Genomic DNA, 17,617 nt, shown 5'->3' on the forward strand with positions numbered 1-17,617 from the left:
ATTATTAAAAAGGTTCGTCTTTAGACCAGACAGTACTTCCAAGGGTTTATACTCCAAGAGGGGATTAGCTCGCTGCTCTCGCTGATCCCTTTTGGGGGAGGCTTCAACCAAAAATGCTTTTCGCTGCGCTCAATGGCAATTTTTTTTTAAAGCAAGCCTTGCGCGAAGGCGCGCAGAACTTGCTTTAAAACAAAAAATGCCACCCTGCGGGCAGCATTTTTGTTTGGCGGAGTGTGGGGTGCTACAGTCGAACCCCTGATACCACTTTTGAGTTTTTTTAGTGGATTGAAAATTATCTAAATTATATTAATAATGATCACGCTGGAATTTGCACCTAGTGCAATTACCAGGGGTCATATATACAATATGACTTTGAAAATGGAGCGCACGTCCATTTTGCCTGAAATACTCAGTCTTTCTACGGATTACTCAATTCTGGTTTTTCCTGAAATGAAGTGGCGATAATCCTGTCTTTGTTTTAAATATTTTTGTGAAATGTGAAGGATGTTCGAATCCAAGCTCATAAGCAATTTCGCTGATGGATCTTGAAGTTCCAAGCAGCAGATTTTTTGCTTTATCAACCAACCTGAGATGAATATGTTCAATCGTAGTTTTCCCGGAATATTTAGTGAGAAGGTCAGATAAATAGTTAGAAGAAAGACAAAGTTTTTCTGCGAAGTATCTCACTTCGGGGATACCTCTGTCAATGAGATTTTCGTCATCAAAATAGTGATTGAGCAACTGTTCAAAATTCTGAAGAATATCGCTGCTCACTTTTGACCTCGTCAAAAACTGCCTTTCGTAGAAGCGATCGCAATAGTTGAGAAGTAACTCGATATTATTTAAAATCAAACCTTGTGTATGCCGGTCGATGTTTTTTGAATATTCTGTTTCAATGGTAGAAATTATCACCTCAAGCGTTTTCTTTTCCTCATCAGAAACGTACAGTGCTTCATTGCTTGTATAATCGAAAAAAGTATAGTTCCGAATCTTTTTACCCAATTCGGAACCATAAATAAAATCAGGGTGAAATGCCAGTAACCATCCTTCGTCAATCTCAGCATCAGTATCAGAGCTTGTCTGTATTACCTGATCAGGCGCAATGAACATCAAAGCACCTTCCTGAAAATCATAATCTGAGCGGCCGTACTTAAAGCTGCCGTCGAATTTTTTGTAAACAGCTGCATATAAACCCAGATGATGAAAATGCTGGGCGGAATCCTCATCTTTTCTTTTGATTTTTTTAAGGTCGATAACGCTTACCAGAGGATGTTTCGGACTTTCAAGACCGTAATATCGATGAAACTCTGCAATCGAATGAATATTGATGAATGATTCCGGCATTTTGTTGGAATTTGTAATGATAAAGTTAAATCTTTTTGCAGCGATTATTCCTGCATACGTCTTAAAAAATCTTCTTCAGAATTTTGATTTTTCAAATCGATGTAGAACTTTGCATCATCCCCAATACTGTATCTCAATTTGGATTGACCATCTGTTGCTGCCTCAAAAATAGTATCTGCAACTTCTTCGGTCGTAGCATTTGCTAAATGTTCCGTACGTTTTGTAAACTTTGGAATGAAAGTCGCCAATTCCTGATTGTAATCTTCAATCGTATTCTGAATCATTTCCATTCCGTTTCTGAAATTGGTCGCAACGCTTCCGGGTTCTACAATTTTTACGGAAATTCCAAAAGATGACAATTCAAAATATAATGCTTCAGAAAAACCTTCGACGGCAAATTTCGAACTGTTGTATAAACTTGTAAAAGGACTGGCTGTCACACCTCCGAAAGATGAAATATTGATGATAACTCCTTTTTTTTGTTTTCTCATCGCCGGTAAAATGGCTTTAGTCATATTCATCAAGCCGAAAACATTGACTTCAAATTGTTTTTGAATCTGAGCTTCGTCCGACGATTCGAAAACGCCTATCAAACCGTAACCTGCACTGTTGATGAGAACGTCAATCTTACCGAACTTTTCTAGTCCTTGTTCAACTGATTTTTTAATACTTTCCAAATCTGTAACATCCAGTTTTACCAAATGTAGATTTTCACTATCCTTTAATTCGTCTTCCTTTTCAGGAGAACGCATAGCAGCGATGACATTCCAGCCCTGGTTTTGAAACAATTTTGCGGACGCTTTTCCAAATCCTGATGATGCCCCTGTTATCAATACTGTCTTTTTCATAATAAATGATTTAATATTTCTGGTACAAATTTCCTTCAAATAATTGTGAGGCATTTGATGATTTCACGGAAACACTTATACATTTCTCTGATTTTTAATATCAAAGATTCAGCTACTTGAGAATTACGATACCTTGAGGGAGTGTCGAACCCAAAATAGCCATTTCTGATGAATTTGAGCACTTTTTAATAAAAGATAAAGCTATGATATGTATTAAAAAAAATATCGAACCGTTTTTGATGCTTAAAAATAAACAAGTAAATCATTCGTATTCAATGAGTTGAGTTCAATAAAAAAAGAGACGTACAAAGCTGTACGTCTCTTTAAGCGGAGTGTGGGGTGCTACAGTCGAACCCCTGATACCACTTTTGAGTTTTTTTAGTGGATTGAAAATTATCTAAATTATATTAATAATGATCACGCTGGAATTTTTGCACCTAGTGCAATTACCAGGGGTTATATATACAATATGACTTTGAAAATGGGGCGCACGTCCATTTTGCCTGAAATACTCAGTCTTTCTACGGATTAGTCAATTCTGGTTTTTCCTGAAATAAAGTGGCGATAATCCTGTTTTTGTTTTAAATATTTTTGTGAAATGTGAAGGATGTTCGAATCCAAGCTCATAAGCAATTTCGCTGATAGATTTTGAAGTTCCAAGCAGCAGATTTTTTGCTTTATCAACCAACCTGAGATGAATATGTTCAATCGTAGTTTTCCCGGAATATTTAGTGAGAAGGTCAGATAAATAGTTAGATGAAAGATAAAGTTTTTCTGCAAAATATTTCACTTCGGGGATACCTTTGTCAATGAGATTTTCGTCATCAAAATAGTGATTGAGCAACTGTTCAAAATTCTGAAGAATATCGCTGCTCACTTTTGACCTCGTCAAAAACTGCCTTTCGTAGAAGCGGTCGCAATAGTTGAGAAGTAACTCGATATTATTTAAAATCAAACCTTGTGTGTGCCGGTCAATGTTTTTTGAATACTCTGTTTCAATGGTAGAAATTATTACCTCAAGCGTTTTCTTTTCCTCTTCAGAAACGTACAGTGCTTCATTGCTTGAGTAGTCGAAAAAAGTATAGTTCCGAATCTTTTTGCCCAATTCGGAACCATAGATAAAATCAGGGTGAAATGCCAGAAACCATCCTTCGTCAATCTCAGCATCAGTATCAGAACTTGTCTGTATTATCTGATCAGGCGCAATGAACATCAAAGCACCTTCCTGAAAATCATAATCTGAACGGCCGTATTTAAAGCTCCCGTCAAATTTTTTGTATACAGCTGCATATAAACCCAGATGATGAAAATGAAGGGCAGAATCCATATCTTTTCTTTTGATTTTTTTAAGGTCGATAACGCTTACCAGAGGATGTTTCGGACTTTCAAGACCGTAATATCGATGAAACTCTGCAATCGAATGAATATTGATGAATGATTCTGGCATTTTGTTGGAATTTGTAATGATAAAGTTAAATCTTTCTGCAGCGATTATTCCTGCATACCTCTTAAAAAATCTTCTTCAGAATTTTGATTTTTCAAATCGATATAGAACTTTGCATCATCCCCAATACTGTATCTCAATTTGGATTGACCATCTGTTGCTGCCTCAAAAATAGTATCTGAAACTTCTTCGGTTGTAGCATTTGCTAAATGTTCCGTACGTTTTGTAAACTTTGGAATGAAAGTCGCCAATTCTTGATTGTAATCTTCGATCGTATTCTGAATCATTTCCATTCCGTTTCTGAAATTGGTCGCAACGCTTCCGGGTTCTACAATTTTTACGGAAATTCCAAAAGATGACAATTCAAAATATAATGCTTCAGAAAAACCTTCGACGGCAAATTTCGAACTGTTGTATAAACTTGTAAAAGGACTGGCTGTCACACCTCCAAAAGATGAAATATTGATGATAACTCCTTTTTTTTGTTTTCTCATCGCCGGTAAAATGGCTTTAGTCATATTCATCAAGCCGAAAACATTGACTTCAAATTGTTTTTGAATCTGAGCTTCGTCCGACGATTCGAAAACGCCTATCAAACCGTAACCTGCACTGTTGATGAGAACGTCAATCTTACCGAACTTTTCTAGTCCTTGTTCAACTGATTTTTTAATACTTTCCAAATCTGTAACATCCAGTTTTACCAAATGTAGATTTTCACTATCCTTTAATTCGTCTTCCTTTTCAGGAGAACGCATAGCAGCGATGACATTCCAGCCCTGGTTTTGAAACAATTTTGCGGACGCTTTTCCAAATCCTGATGATGCCCCTGTTATCAATACTGTCTTTTTCATAATAAATGATTTAATATTTCTGGTACAAATTTCCTTCAAATAATTGTGAGGCATTTGATGATTTCACGGAAACACTTATACATTTCTCTGATTTTTAATATCAAAGATTCAGCTACTTGAGAATTACGATACCTTGAGGGAGTGTCGAACCCAAAATAGCCATTTCTGATGAATTTGAGCACTTTTTAATAAAAGATAAAGCTATAATATGTATTAAAAAAAATATCGAACCGTTTTTGATGCTTAAAAATAAACAAGTAAATAATTCGTATTCAATGAGTTGAGTTCAATAAAAAAAGAGACGTACAAAGCTGTACGTCTCTTTAAGCGGGGTGTGGGGTGCTACAGTCGAACCCCTGATACCACTTTTAAGCTTTTTTAGTGTATTAAAAATTGTCTAAATTTATTAATAATGATCCCGCTGGGATTTGCACCCAGTGCAAAAATCAAAGTTTGCAATATTTTAGAATGGCTTTGAAATTCGAACTCCCCGAATAACGCAACTATTTTTTAAACTCATCGCAAAATCGAAGAGATGATCAAGTTCGCTCAATTCGGGATCCGAGCTGTCCAAGATGCTATAATTTTCACTAATCCTGATCGCTTTTTGCATTTTTTTTCCAGCAACTTCTATTATGATATAAACGATGCACCAACAAAAAGACAGAAAACGCCTGTTCGGCACGACTTCGTTTCTCTGGTGGTCGGAATAGGGGGTGCGAAAACCTTCTGTTTCGATCCTGACATAACGGCTGAGCTGCGTCTCGTTATAGGACGACAATCGGCGATTGGCTGCCTCGCAGGTATTCTCGAAAGTGGAGATCAGCCTGTCATAGAGACTGATGATTGGATGTTCGGGTCTCATTCTTCGCTTTTTGTAACATCATTTTCATTACCCTCCATCTTTAGGATATTGTTGAAGCTCATAACGATGGTGTGTTTCTGATTCTTAATACGCTCGGCCGATGAGAGTTCCACGTTATGCAATTCGGGAAGTCCATATTTATTTGTAAAGGCCTTGTCTACCATCGGTGGCGCGGAGTGTAAGGTAATATTTGTCTTGCCGTCGTACATCCACAGGTCTTGTTTGCAAAATGGTAAAAAGATCTGGTAAATGTAATTATGGAAATAGAGCAGCATTGAATGTGTGGGGAATGTTTCCGAACTTTTCTTTTTCCTGACCATCAGCGCCAAGGGACTGGGGAATTCCGGGCCGGGATTGACATAGATCATCGCCCTACACAATGGATTGCCAGACAGTTTATTTTGCTGTTCATCGGTTTGTTGGAGCATGAGATTCAGATCGGCGTATTCTGCAAATTCTTCTTCATTGAACAAAGTGAGTGCTATTTTTGCCAGCGACTTGAATACCCTTAATGGCGTATAGGGCGGCCGGTCTGCATTGATGGTCATTTTTTTGTCATCAAGATTAATCTCGATGTCCTCCTCGAAATTGGACGAGGTAAGGTCCTTCTTACTGCCAGTTTCTGGATCCTCACGGTGCCTGATCTCCAGGTTTCCGTACGCAGATTTGTAGGTCGGATTTCCGTTCTTCCCTTTCTTGGAGGAGAGAGATCTTGGCGCCCCGATGAAGGAGGCTAGATCGGTTTCATAGGTCGAAAAAAGCAAGTTGCAGACGTCGCATTCAAAATCCGAAACAAAGGAACTCTTTCCAAGAAGTTCGGGAATAATATGCGCCTTTTTCTTGAATGTGACCTCTGGAAAGCTCTTGGTGCAGAACCGGCAGGTTCGCTCGTGCTTTGGCTTGAGCAATCTATCCTGCAACTGGTTGGGCTGGAAATCGGTGACTTCATATATCGAAAAGAAATCCTCATGCTGTTTGCGGAACTTCTCGGGAAGATTTACCACAAAATTTATATCTACCATTCCGGTCTGTTCGTTAAAATTGGAAACAATTTTCATCATAACGTATACTTTCTAACAATTTGAATCCACCTTTAATTGGGCATCGCTGTGTTGGGTTGCGGGATCAGTAGAATCCGGTTTTTTAGCTTCCAGTCTGCCGGTAATAAACAGGCTGATACCGAATTTTTCGGTCTGCTTGAGGCTTATGCCGCATTTACTGCCCCAATGTCTGCCGCGCCAGTGTTGCTGCTCTCCCTGAAATTCGTTTGCCCAGCTTTCGAATTTTCCATTGCCAAAGTTGTCCGGCCCCAATACAGCGAACAGTTTGTTGGTCAACATCTCGTATTCGCGGCTGTAGTACCACAGGTTAAATGTAGGCATGTCCTTATAATAAACTGAGATAAAGCCATCCTGGGGATCAATTTGGTGAAGATACACGTCAAAAAAGCCCAGAAAAAATTCATCAAGAAACCTGACGATACTTGTAACCCTTGTTTCCACCTCTGAATGATATTGGGATACTTGGGCCTGGCCATGCCTACCGATTTCAGCTATCAGATCATCTGCGGTATTGGTAAATGGGATCATTTCGGGTATAAAGCGACTTGCTTGCGCTACGTCCATGATTAGTGTATGAGTTCCAAACTCACGGTATATCGCCACTGACTTTGCACTCAGTTTCTGGTCCTGCGTGACGAAAATCTCACAGTGTCCGGCAAAATAAGCATGTGTCGCATCTGTATTGATGTTCTGCGCAGACATCTTGCTGTCAGACCTGAATCCCATCAGATCAAGGTTGGAGTAACTGGTTACGAAATATTCCTTTTCGCCCTGATCAATGAAGTGGTTTTTGCCAATTTCCATGGCCATCGCATTGAATTCTTTGAAAGTGTGACCCATCACAGAGCCGGGCAATATACTGTTCAAATGTGCAATGGGGTCGTTCTGATTGCTCAGTTCCTTGCGCTGCTCTACATGTTCATCCATCATTGTCCTAGCGTGCCTGTAGAAAGCCTTTGCCTCTGAGGAGCCATTGACCAGATTAAGCATGTCCGTGATCAGCGACTTCATTGTGGGCTGGTCGTTGGATTGTTTGAACAGCGATGAATAATCATATTCCGGTGTAGCCAGGTTGTCCAGGACGGTCCGCTTGAAGGCCGCGATTGCTGAGTTGAGTTTTTCAACAGGATCCTCCATTCCCAGAGCTGTAAAATCGATACCCGCAAATACATCGTCGAGGCCTTCAAGGCTTTCGGCGCTAAAACTGTTATCCAAGGTAGTCTGGTAGAACTCCACTGGATCCCTGATCTCATAGGTGACATGCTGCTGCTTGGGGTATTTGGCGATGCACTGTTTATGGGTGATCTCGCGGATCTTTTCCAAGTCGGCTATCGTCTTTTCCCGGTTGTTGCTTCTTATGAGATCATCGATGTGGGCCTCGGAATAGACAATATTCAGGTATTCACCATATGCGTCGATTACCTTTTTCAGTTCGGTGTGGTCGTCAAGCTTTGTGATAATATTGGTATCTAGGTAAATCCTCATCAGCTGTTTAATTTTGTCTTTCAAATTTCCCTCACGGAACTAAAGACCGATATCGAAGGTGCTGAACACCTTGGACTCCTTCAAAACCTTAAACCTGGCGCTACCCGCCTCGCTTAGCTCAAGGAAATCGAAGGCTCCCTTTACGGCTTCTTCGGTAAATGAAGCCGTAAAGGATTTATAGTCTTTGTTGGACATCAAACGCTTTGCCTTGCCCAGCAGATCGTCCAATTCTACCTCAGTTCCGATCATATCTTTTCGTACAGATCGCTTGATCACATTGGTGAAATCCTCATAGTTATCCAAGGGAATATCTAGTTTGCTCTTCAGCAGTTTATCACTAATGAACAAATTGCTCAACAGGTGGTTGACAATGCTCAAAAGGATCACCAGTTGATCTGCCTTCGGCGTCTGGATTTCGTGAAGTGCACTATTTCCTAGAAACCTGATCGAATGCAGCCTACGGGATTCTGCCTTGGTAAGGTAGCCATTGCTGTGCAACAGGTCTATACGTTCTGCAAGATTGGTATGTTTGATCTTCAGGTGGTTGCACGTGGCCTCGATCAAAGCACGAAAGCCCGCGGCCGTTAGCAGCAAGGAACCGACTTTGAGTGCGTTGATGGTCTCTTTATAGATGCTCTTGATGTTTTCAGGAACTTGGTGTATGCCGCTGAGCTCCTCGCCCTGATATAAATAAGGTGGATAGACCTCCGCATCCTCATAGTACTCCATGCCTCCATCGGGATCTTCTCTCATCATGAAGTTATCCCCGTACATCTTAAGGAAGGAAATATTCTCACAACCCGCGCATTCGATAACTCGGAAACGGTTAATCCATTGGAAGTTATATTCATCCTCTGAGCCTTTTGTTTTTTTCTCAAAGAGGACAATGTGCTTCCGTTCGCCTCTACATGCCTGGCAGAAATATTTTTCGTAGGTCTGATCCATCGCGAAAATTAATCAAAATAACCGATTTTTGAGTTATTAGTAGTGTGCTTTTTTGTTTAGGGTTGTCTAATATGCGTTCAGCATTGGAGCCAAAAATTCGCCCGGGTAATCTATAACATTTTTTTATCTGCAGGATAGTTCGATTTTGATAACTTTCTATTATAGAACCGGTTTTTTATCCGATGTGTTTATATGGCCGGTCGCGAGGAACATTGCTGTCCGTTATATCTTCTGCAACGAATCCTTATGCCAATAAAAAAACCGGAAGTTTTCAAAACCAAACCGAGACTTTCTTATGAGCACCAAGGGAATTTGGTAGATGCAAATACTGTAGGGGGTGACATGAATGCAACTGATCGCTAAATTATGAGTATTACCCAGATGCTATCTAAAAGCTCGCATTGATGTTATTTTCAGGTATCAGATTGCATGATTTTTTGAACCTTTGCTTTATAGGATTCCATTTTTTTATCAATAAATTTACCAAACAGAATAAACCAGATAAACCGATGCTCCAGGACGATACCCCAGATGCCGCAGAATCAAGTGCGGGCGATGATTTTCACATACTTTGGTCCATTCAAAAGTGCCTGAAGCTGATTAACTTTGAGCCGAATGCCTTAAAGGCAATTTCGGTAGAGAACCTCTCTATCTCCGATAGCTCCTACCTAGATACCGGGGGAGGAATGAATCTGGGTGTAGACCTGACCGAATATTATGGCGGTTCAGGTATCCTGGATTCCAGCAAGGTTGTCGTCTCCCAACTCAAATACAGTACGCGAACACCGGACAAGGACTGGACCGCATCGAGGATATGTACCAGCAGCAAAGGCGGAACAGAGGGTTCGATTATAGACAGATTAGCCCTATTCTACAGGAAACTATCTGACCAGGTAGACAGATCTTCGGTGCTGAACAAGCTTACTATAAAATTGGTCAGCAACCGCCCTGCAGCTAGAAAACTTCTGGGAGTTGTAGAAACTTGTAAATCGGTCATCAACCAGCGATCTCTAAAAAGTGTCGATATTAATGACCTTAATGCCAAGCTTAGCCAAGCGCAGCAAAAGGATCTTTCCAGGCTTTTTAATGCCTCTAAGCTTTCGGTAAATCAGTTTATAGATTTTATTGCTGTCCTTGATTTTTCCGACTGCAACCAGGCTTCGCGTTTCCAGCTGGAACAGCAGATCGTCTCTGCAATTTCAAAATGGACTGCTTTCAAGACCTCACTGGAATATACCTACCTACACAAACTAATCTGGGGCAAGATGATGCCGGAACAGAAGAAGATCAGCACTATAGTGCTATCTGACGTAGTTCTTGCTTTCGGTTTGCCCGACATATCTGCGATATTTCCAGTGAACAATAAGATCGCCGCGCCCGAAAAACTGGTACCTAGGGAGCAGCTTTCTTCCATCAGCGAGCAGTTGCTCAAGCAGGAGAATCAGATCATCTGTCTACATGGCGGTGCTGGCATCGGAAAGTCTACATTGGTCAATATGATACCTGGGATACTTCCTGCTAGTTCAGTTTCGGTAGTTTTCGACTGTTATGGTGGAGGTAGCTATCTGGATCCTGAAGATCGCAGGCACAAGCATGAGGCGGGGATCCTTCAGATCTCCAACGAACTTTCCCTTAAATCTGGTTCAAGCCTACTGCTAAGTGTCGACAAACCTGACGAGTTCTATCTTAAACAGTTAAAGGAAAGGATGATCTCGGCGCTTTCAATCGTCCGCTCGATCAATCCAGAAGCGATCGTTGCCATTATCCTAGATGCTGCCGACAACAGCGTTACGGCATCGGAACTTTATCAGGGCAAAACCTTTGTCAGAGATCTGATAGAAATGCAATTTCCAGAGGGCTGCAAAATCATCGTATCGTCAAGGACCGAACGGGTAAAAACACTGCAACTGCCCCAGGAGGCTATAGTCATCCCAATCAAGCCTTTTTCCCAGCCGGAGACCAGAGTTTTTCTGGAGGGGTATTATACAGAAGTAACCGAGAACCAGGTTTCCGAATTCAGAAAGCTTACCCATGCGACTCCACGGGTAATGGCATACGCGCTGGAGCTTCCCGGAAAAACCTTGAGTGCTAAACTGCTGCCACTTAAGCCAAACGGGAAGACACTGGAGCAGATCTTCAGGCTACGGGTAAGGGAGGCTGAACGAAAGGCCTCTAAGAAAGAGGTAACGGCTTTTCTGAAGAACCTGATTGCTATGCCCCGACCCGTCCCTATGGACTTTATCACTAAGGCTGCCCAGCTGAGCGAGGAAGGAATCGGCGACATTAGGATCGACCTATGGCGGGAGATTCTGGAAAATGGCCGTGAATTTACCTTCCGTGACGAGGACTTTGAAACCTTTCTGAGAAAGACCTATAAGCTCGCGCAACAGGATTTTGAGCAGATTGCCTCTAAACTGTTAGAAGGCGCGGAGTCAGACGAATATTGCAGTACGCATCTCTCAAATTTTCTGAGCAAATCAGGCAATTACGGTGAACTTAGGGATATTGTTATAGAGAAAAAATATCTTGCATATCCCTTGGATCCGGTCAAAAATAAGGAAGTATTCATCGAACGGACGAAGACCGCTATGCGCATGTCCAGCGCTGAGTTTGATCCGCAGGATTTTATAAAGCTGCAGATCGTAGCGGCAGAGGCAGCGAAGACTAATAGTGTCCTGGAGGAAATTCTTTTAGACAAGCCGGACCTTGCTGCAAAATATGGTAACCTGCAGACCAACCAGAAGATCTACTTCCAGTCGGGGAACCCCGGATGGTTCGGCAAGGTACACTATCGCAATGCGGCGGTATATGCCAGGCAGAAAGAGACCTGGGACCTGGCCAAACAGCACCTGAGCAAGGCCCGCGAATGGTTGGACTATCGTAACAAATTGGACGAAGAAGAACTAAAAGATTATAAATTGACGGCAAATGATCTTGCTTTTGGTGCCGAGGCAGTGCTGCACCTCCACGGAGCGGAAAAGGCCATCGAATGGCTCGGCAGGTGGAAGCCCAGACAGGCCATTTATGATGTCGTCCATATCCTGTTGAACAACCTTTTTGCCCTCGGCAATACTGCGCAGGTCGATCGCTGGTTTAAGAAAAACGGCGACCAGTTGCGTATAGATTTCAGGCTAATGATCGTTGAGGTCTATTTTACAAACGCTCTGAAGGTCCCGCTTAACCTGAAAAAGATATTGGCAGACGTGCTGCCGCTTTCAAGGATCGTAAAAAAGGAGGATGAACTGCTGACTTCTTTAATCGTCTGCTGTGAGGCAAGCCTTGCAGCGGGTATTTCCTATGCAGAGGTCAGACCGGTGCTGAACCTGATCGCTGTGCAGGTCCCGAGTCATACCCCGAGCTTCTATTCCACATCGCGCTCTGAGATGGAACACCTGGACGTGCTTCTCAGAAAGGGGGTGATCTTGCACCTCTTCGAAGGCAGCTCCTTTACCACTAAGGATTTTTATCCGAAGAGCCTCCAGGAAAAAAATGCGAGTCCGGACCATAAGGTCCGATCACAGGTAGAGGACCAGGTAAAAAGGTTCGAACGTATCTATGGACATCTGCTCCCCGCCTACTCGATCAGGGGGAACTATTTTTTGAAAAAGCAGCCGTTAAAGGCGCAGCTCGAAAATTTCGGGAGTCTGCTCTCAAATTTTGACAATGATTGGGAGCTCAAACACTACCAGCGCCACGAGACCCCCGGGCTCCAGAAGTTCATCATTCTGAAACTGTTGGATATCGCTTTTCACCAGAAAGGGGATGGGCTGATCAATTCGATCAGGAACCGTATCCTCCAGGGTGAACTGCGGGAAATCGATCTGCTACTGTCGATCTGCGAAAAGCTCGGCAGGAAGGAACGTTTGCGAAATACTGTGGTCGCTATCCTGTCTCACACCGAGGGAATTATCGATTCGGCGAACCTTTCCGGCAAGGAGATCATAGATGACTATACCAGGGCGGCCATTACCGGCAGCCGCTGTTCTCTTGAAAAGGGAAAATACTATTTCGACAAGATGGTGCAGGCCTCGACCGAGATCGATTTCGAAGCCTTCGACCAGATCAGGAGTGTTAATGAACTGACCGAACTGATCCAGCCATTGGACAATCCTAAACTTGCCATCCAGTTTTTTAGGTATGCCGAATACTGTGCTCAGCGGATGCGGAGCTGGGACGGCTTCCCCTGGCACGTGGTGGTCCCATCACTAGCGCAGCTGGACATCCGTACGGCATTTGCCGTGGTATGCCAATGGGACCACAGGTATGTCCGGTCGACTGACCGGCACTATATGGAACTGATTTCCTCGGCGCTACAACAGGACTTTATTCCCGCGGACATCGCTACCGCCATGCTGGCCATGAACAGGTATTATTACGATGGACTGGAAAGCTACCACAAGTTGCTCCTAGAAAAGATCGATAGGCTGAAGGACCATAAACTGAAAAATGAAGCATTAAAGCAGATCATTAAAGACATGAAGCTCCACCGCCCGGGAATGAAGAACACCACCTTTTTGAGGGGATTCCTGGATATAATCAAGGACGGGAAATTTACAGACAGTGCGATTGTCCGTGATCTGGAGCAATATATTGTGGCCCTAGAAGCCATCATCCTAAAAACGCCGGATCAAGAGCACGCTGAAAACCAAGAATATTCCAAAAAGGAGTACCTGCTGTATGCTGCGGTGATAAAGAAACACGCGAACCTCGGGCCAGATACCCTGAGGGAAGTCATTGAAGAAATCAGGGGAGGTGAACAGCATGCCTACGTAAATATTGAACAGCTTTTCACCCAGATTGCCCAAATTGCAAAGCAAGAGGATTATATCACCTACCTTGAAGCCTTGGTTGAAGTGGACAGTTTAGGTGTATGTTACAATGATTTCGAAGATGGCCTGAAAGTATTGCTTGAGAAGTGGAAGAACGATCCACAGGTCATGAACTGGAAAAAAGGTGCATTTGACAAAATTGTTCAAAGCTGGTTCAATATTTTCTTTTCAGAGGATTACATCAGCTACAGTTCATTGCAGCGCCTGTCGAAGATCCTGGAAATCGACGAGCAGAGCTTTGCACTGGGACTGATCAAAATGATACCAGAAAAACTGGATGGGTTTTCATCCAAAGTGCTCTATCAGATGCTGACCATTGTCTATCCATTAGTAGAAGCGCAAGAGCGGCCAGAGGTTCTCGGCTGGATCCTGGGCCGGTGGTCGACGCGCGTTCCCGAGGATTATGCGGAGACAGCAACCTCTGACATATTGCGCTCAGGTAGTTCCGCCGATGTGGTCGCTGCATTCCTACGCTACCATCTGGGACATCCCAAAAAGCGGGTGCGCTGGATCACTGCTCATATACTTCGCCGTATGGCAAGGTTGGGAAATACCGATGTGATTAAGGCGCTGCTGGAGCGGCAAAATGACCATGAATGTCATCCGTTTCAGGATCAGCAGAATTTCTTCTATTGGATTTCCGCCAAACTGTTCTTATGGGTGGCCATCGCGCGTATCTGCCAGGAAAGCCCGCAGGTGATGCTTCCGCTTGCACGGTATCTGCTGGCTGAGTTAAGGGACCAGAAGCTTCCACATGCCCAGATCAAATACTTTGCCCAGCTCGCGGCAAAAGCCATTATTAAAAATGAGGCTACAGCATTTACCGCTGAGGAGATAGCGGAAATAGACAGAGCGCTTTCTTCGCCATTTGAGATCATTAATTTCGAGCAGACCGAATATTCCGAAGATCCGGAACGGACAGAGCTAAAGTTTTCTTTTGATACGATGGACACCCTGCCGTACTGGTATGAGCCGCTTGGAAGGATTTTTAAGGTGGGAAGTTATTCGGTGGCTGCCACTGCCGATAGGTTCATCAGCGAACATTGGGGCTATGTTGGGGATACAAGAAAGGATGACTATATCCATGACTCGGACTATACGCAAACTGACAACCGTCATGGTTCCGAGCCCCAAATAGAAAACCTGAGTAGTTATTACGAGTACCATGCCATGTTCTGTGCGGCCTATACGCTTTTGCAGACCAAACAGCTGGTTGTGCTGGAGGACAGCTGGAGGGAAACCTGGGAGGAATGGCTGGAAGGATGGGCCACCTGCTGGAAAGATTTCTGGCTCTCTGATTTCAACCAGCCCACTCCGCTGATCAAAAAATACTGGGTACACCATCAAGAGGGGAATCCCGACTGGGAATGGGAAATCGTACAAGAAGATTTCGATAGCCTACTGGGGTTGGATACGGAGGATACTGTTGTAGTCTACCTTGGGGCCACTGTCCATATCGGAAAGGACAGCGAAACCCTGAGCCTGCGCTCTGGTCTTGTGGATCCCCAGACAGCGCCCGCCTTGTTGAGGTCTTTCCAGGCCAGATCTGCAAACGATAACTATATTTCCCTGGAAAGCGATCACGATTATGGAGGCTATGAGACCCGTGCACTCAAGGAAAGATTTCCTAGGTTTAACGTGGGGGGCTGGCTATATGAGGAAAAGACTGAGGTAGAGGGCAAGTGCATAGATGACAACGATCCCCTTTTCAAGAATGTCTCTAAAATAAGGATACGCCCTGGAACGGCATTCCAGAAGTGGAGCGGTTGCAGTTTTTCGGATGATTTTACTTATAGCTACAAGGGGCAGCAGACAGAGAAAAACCGGATCTCCGAATTTTCGAGCTGGTCTACGGTCAACGAAAAGGAAAGCTACAGCGATTTCTCAAGCTGTGGGGTTTCCCTTTGTATCAAAAGGAAGCAGCTGAAAGCTTTTCTGAATGATCAGGGAAAAGACCTGATTATCAAGGTGGAGATGAAGCGCAGCGTGGAAAGACGGGACCATAAGTACTATCCTGCCTACACTAAAATTTATTTATTCAAAGCAAATGGAAGAATTGAAATACTCTCAGGAGACTATAGACCTTGGTAAGAAACTGATTAGTGAATTTTCTGCGCATGACAAGAGGGACCTCACCTTAAACTGGATGGCCCATTACCTTTCCGACCTGATCGTATCTGCCGAAAAAGAACAGAACCAGACAAAGAAAACGAAGCTGAACAAAGAGGCTTTTGATATGATCCTTACCCTTTGGCAGAATCGCAATGATTTTCCAAGGGGAACCAAGCCTCTAAACGGCCTGTCCTCAGCTGTTGAAGTGATCAGGTCTCTCAGGCGGAAAGATCCGGAGATGGACTATTGGAAGCGCAGCCGGGAGTACCAGGAAAACGGTCCCTGGGGAAATTTCGCTGAAACCATGCGGAATTCTTCGGAGAACATTTTTGCGCTCACCATATTTGCAAGTATTGGGCAAGATGCATTGGCCAAAGAAAAGGAATGGGAGAAGTTTCCCAACCTGCTGTCTGATGAAGAAAGAGAGGTTCTGAACTATATAGATGAGATCCTCAAACGGGATGAAAATCCCATTAAAATCCATTATACCAGTGCCGACAAAAAGGACAAGCCCAGGAAAGTGGAAAAGAAAGACAAGGTGCTGGGTCGGATAGAAAAGTTATTGAAACAGCAGCAGGAACAGTTTGAAGCACTGAAACAATCTGTGCTGAAAGGACGTGAGCTAGCCGACGATAGTGATGACTGGGAAAATCAGTTCAATGATTTTCTGGACTGATTTTTCAATTTCGAAACCTTGCGTAAGTGTAGCTTTAGGACTATTATGAACATTTATTAAAACCTTCAAGCATAAACTCTAACATTTCGATACTTTAACTTGTGATCACTTTAGGGTTTGTGTCAGAACCAATTTCTCTATAAAAAAACTGGCTGTTTCTCAATCAGAAAAGTCTCCATTTATCAAACTATAAAATTGCTGGGAAGAAGTGACATTTGTGTAAACAAAGAAAAAGCTGAAAAGATATTGAATTTCCTTTATCCTATAGCCAAGACATACAAAAACTATATGTTGACAACCAAGAATCAGAACATAAGGGATGACTCGAACACTTATATTCTGATTCTTGGTTGTCATTGCTATCAGTAAACTAATATTCTAAAAAAACTCGAACACTATGTTTGTTCCGCCAATTCAAGTATAAAGTGTTGAAAAACAATTAAATATGAGCATAAAAAAAAGAAACGATCAAAATTGATCAGGGTGTGGGGGTGCTACAGTCGAACCCCTGATACCACTTTTAAGCTTTTTTAGTGGATTAAAAATATTCTAGCTTAGAATAATAATAATCCCGCGAGGATTCGAACCTAGTCTGAATCGCTCACCATTTATTTATACGTTTTTAGCTGCAATTGCTAGATATAAGTATACAGAATTTAAAATATTTACAATAACCAAAATGAATCAAATTTAATTAAATATATTGATTAATTATTAAATTAAACAATAAGATTAGTTGAGTACCTAAATCTGATCCTTCCTCAAATGAACAGAAGAGGTGGTTGATATACAGACTAATTAGTTCTTGAAAAATAGACAGATCCATCACATTTTGAATTCCGAATGATCCAGGATAACCCTGATATTCGGTAAATTTCACTCATGCGTCCTTGCCTGTAGTAATTGCTCCGTTTGCACTGAAAGGAAAAAATATTTCCTGATTTAGATTTGAATTGCACATTGCATCTAAATCAAAAATATATGAAGGATACGGCTCTCTATATATGGTTGCTTCCGAGTTCATACACGGGCAGTGGCATTGCCATGTATTTTACTTTCCTTGTTTCCGGAAGTACTAGCAAATCTTTGTAGCGGAAACAATAAACAATTTCAAAACCAACAAACATTGTGAAAAAAAAATATTAATTTTCGCGACA

10 protein-coding genes are annotated in these 17,617 nt (G+C 42.6%); 2 read left to right on the plus strand and 8 right to left on the minus strand.

Annotated features, from left to right (window positions below):
* Window positions 1-429: 429 nt before the first annotated feature.
* The 8 genes from AB3G38_RS02380 to AB3G38_RS02415 all read right to left on the minus strand — a co-directional run bounded on the left by AB3G38_RS02380 (window position 430) and on the right by AB3G38_RS02415 (window position 8,843).
* Window positions 430-1,344 carry a helix-turn-helix domain-containing protein gene (locus AB3G38_RS02380; RefSeq protein WP_367866901.1) on the minus strand — a complete coding sequence of 305 codons (915 nt, stop codon included), beginning with the start codon at window positions 1,342-1,344 and terminating at the stop codon, window positions 430-432.
* Between the two features lie 44 nt (window positions 1,345-1,388).
* Window positions 1,389-2,192 (minus strand): SDR family oxidoreductase, encoded by an 804-nt coding sequence (locus AB3G38_RS02385; protein ID WP_367866902.1) that lies wholly within the window; start codon window positions 2,190-2,192, stop codon window positions 1,389-1,391.
* A 532-nt stretch (window positions 2,193-2,724) separates the two neighbouring features.
* Window positions 2,725-3,639: a helix-turn-helix domain-containing protein gene (locus AB3G38_RS02390; RefSeq protein ID WP_367866903.1), complete on the minus strand. Its 915-nt coding sequence runs from the start codon at window positions 3,637-3,639 to the stop codon at window positions 2,725-2,727.
* 44 nt (window positions 3,640-3,683) lie between these two features.
* Window positions 3,684-4,487 carry an SDR family oxidoreductase gene (locus AB3G38_RS02395; RefSeq protein ID WP_367866904.1) on the minus strand — a complete coding sequence of 268 codons (804 nt, stop codon included), beginning with the start codon at window positions 4,485-4,487 and terminating at the stop codon, window positions 3,684-3,686.
* A gap of 463 nt (window positions 4,488-4,950) precedes the next feature.
* Window positions 4,951-5,352 carry a hypothetical protein gene (locus AB3G38_RS02400; protein ID WP_367866905.1) on the minus strand — a complete coding sequence of 134 codons (402 nt, stop codon included), beginning with the start codon at window positions 5,350-5,352 and terminating at the stop codon, window positions 4,951-4,953.
* Entirely contained in the window at window positions 5,349-6,413 is a 1,065-nt protein-coding gene (locus AB3G38_RS02405; RefSeq protein ID WP_367866906.1) for an HNH endonuclease, read from the minus strand. Before AB3G38_RS02405 ends, AB3G38_RS02400 begins: the two co-directional genes overlap by 4 nt.
* Before the next feature lie 12 nt (window positions 6,414-6,425).
* Entirely contained in the window at window positions 6,426-7,922 is a 1,497-nt protein-coding gene (locus tag AB3G38_RS02410) for a hypothetical protein (RefSeq protein WP_367866907.1), read from the minus strand.
* A gap of 15 nt (window positions 7,923-7,937) precedes the next feature.
* The gene (locus tag AB3G38_RS02415) at window positions 7,938-8,843 is read right to left on the minus strand and encodes a DUF4145 domain-containing protein (RefSeq protein WP_367866908.1); all 906 of its coding nucleotides are present in this window, start codon (window positions 8,841-8,843) and stop codon (window positions 7,938-7,940) included.
* Window positions 8,844-9,247: 404 nt separating this feature from the next.
* On the opposite strand from AB3G38_RS02415, the gene AB3G38_RS02420 reads away from it, so the two are divergent.
* Both AB3G38_RS02420 and AB3G38_RS02425 read left to right on the plus strand, forming a co-directional pair.
* Window positions 9,248-15,763 (plus strand): hypothetical protein, encoded by a 6,516-nt coding sequence (locus AB3G38_RS02420; protein ID WP_367866909.1) that lies wholly within the window; start codon window positions 9,248-9,250, stop codon window positions 15,761-15,763.
* Window positions 15,720-16,460 carry a hypothetical protein gene (locus AB3G38_RS02425; RefSeq protein WP_367866910.1) on the plus strand — a complete coding sequence of 247 codons (741 nt, stop codon included), beginning with the start codon at window positions 15,720-15,722 and terminating at the stop codon, window positions 16,458-16,460. The genes AB3G38_RS02420 and AB3G38_RS02425 overlap by 44 nt, the downstream gene beginning before the upstream one ends.
* Window positions 16,461-17,617: the final 1,157 nt, after the last annotated feature.

Origin of the sequence: Pedobacter sp. WC2423, assembly GCF_040822065.1 — a bacterium.
GTDB lineage: Bacteria > Bacteroidota > Bacteroidia > Sphingobacteriales > Sphingobacteriaceae > Pedobacter.

Coding starts and splice junctions, on each gene's coding strand:
- AB3G38_RS02395 (WP_367866904.1), bottom strand. CDS start 4,487: ATGAAAAAGACAGTATTGATAACAGGGGCATCATCAGGATTTGGAAAA.
- AB3G38_RS02390 (WP_367866903.1), bottom strand. CDS start 3,639: ATGCCAGAATCATTCATCAATATTCATTCGATTGCAGAGTTTCATCGA.
- AB3G38_RS02380 (WP_367866901.1), bottom strand. CDS start 1,344: ATGCCGGAATCATTCATCAATATTCATTCGATTGCAGAGTTTCATCGA.
- AB3G38_RS02405 (WP_367866906.1), bottom strand. CDS start 6,413: ATGATGAAAATTGTTTCCAATTTTAACGAACAGACCGGAATGGTAGAT.
- AB3G38_RS02385 (WP_367866902.1), bottom strand. CDS start 2,192: ATGAAAAAGACAGTATTGATAACAGGGGCATCATCAGGATTTGGAAAA.
- AB3G38_RS02415 (WP_367866908.1), bottom strand. CDS start 8,843: ATGGATCAGACCTACGAAAAATATTTCTGCCAGGCATGTAGAGGCGAA.
- AB3G38_RS02420 (WP_367866909.1), top strand. CDS start 9,248: ATGTTATTTTCAGGTATCAGATTGCATGATTTTTTGAACCTTTGCTTT.
- AB3G38_RS02400 (WP_367866905.1), bottom strand. CDS start 5,352: ATGAGACCCGAACATCCAATCATCAGTCTCTATGACAGGCTGATCTCC.
- AB3G38_RS02425 (WP_367866910.1), top strand. CDS start 15,720: ATGGAAGAATTGAAATACTCTCAGGAGACTATAGACCTTGGTAAGAAA.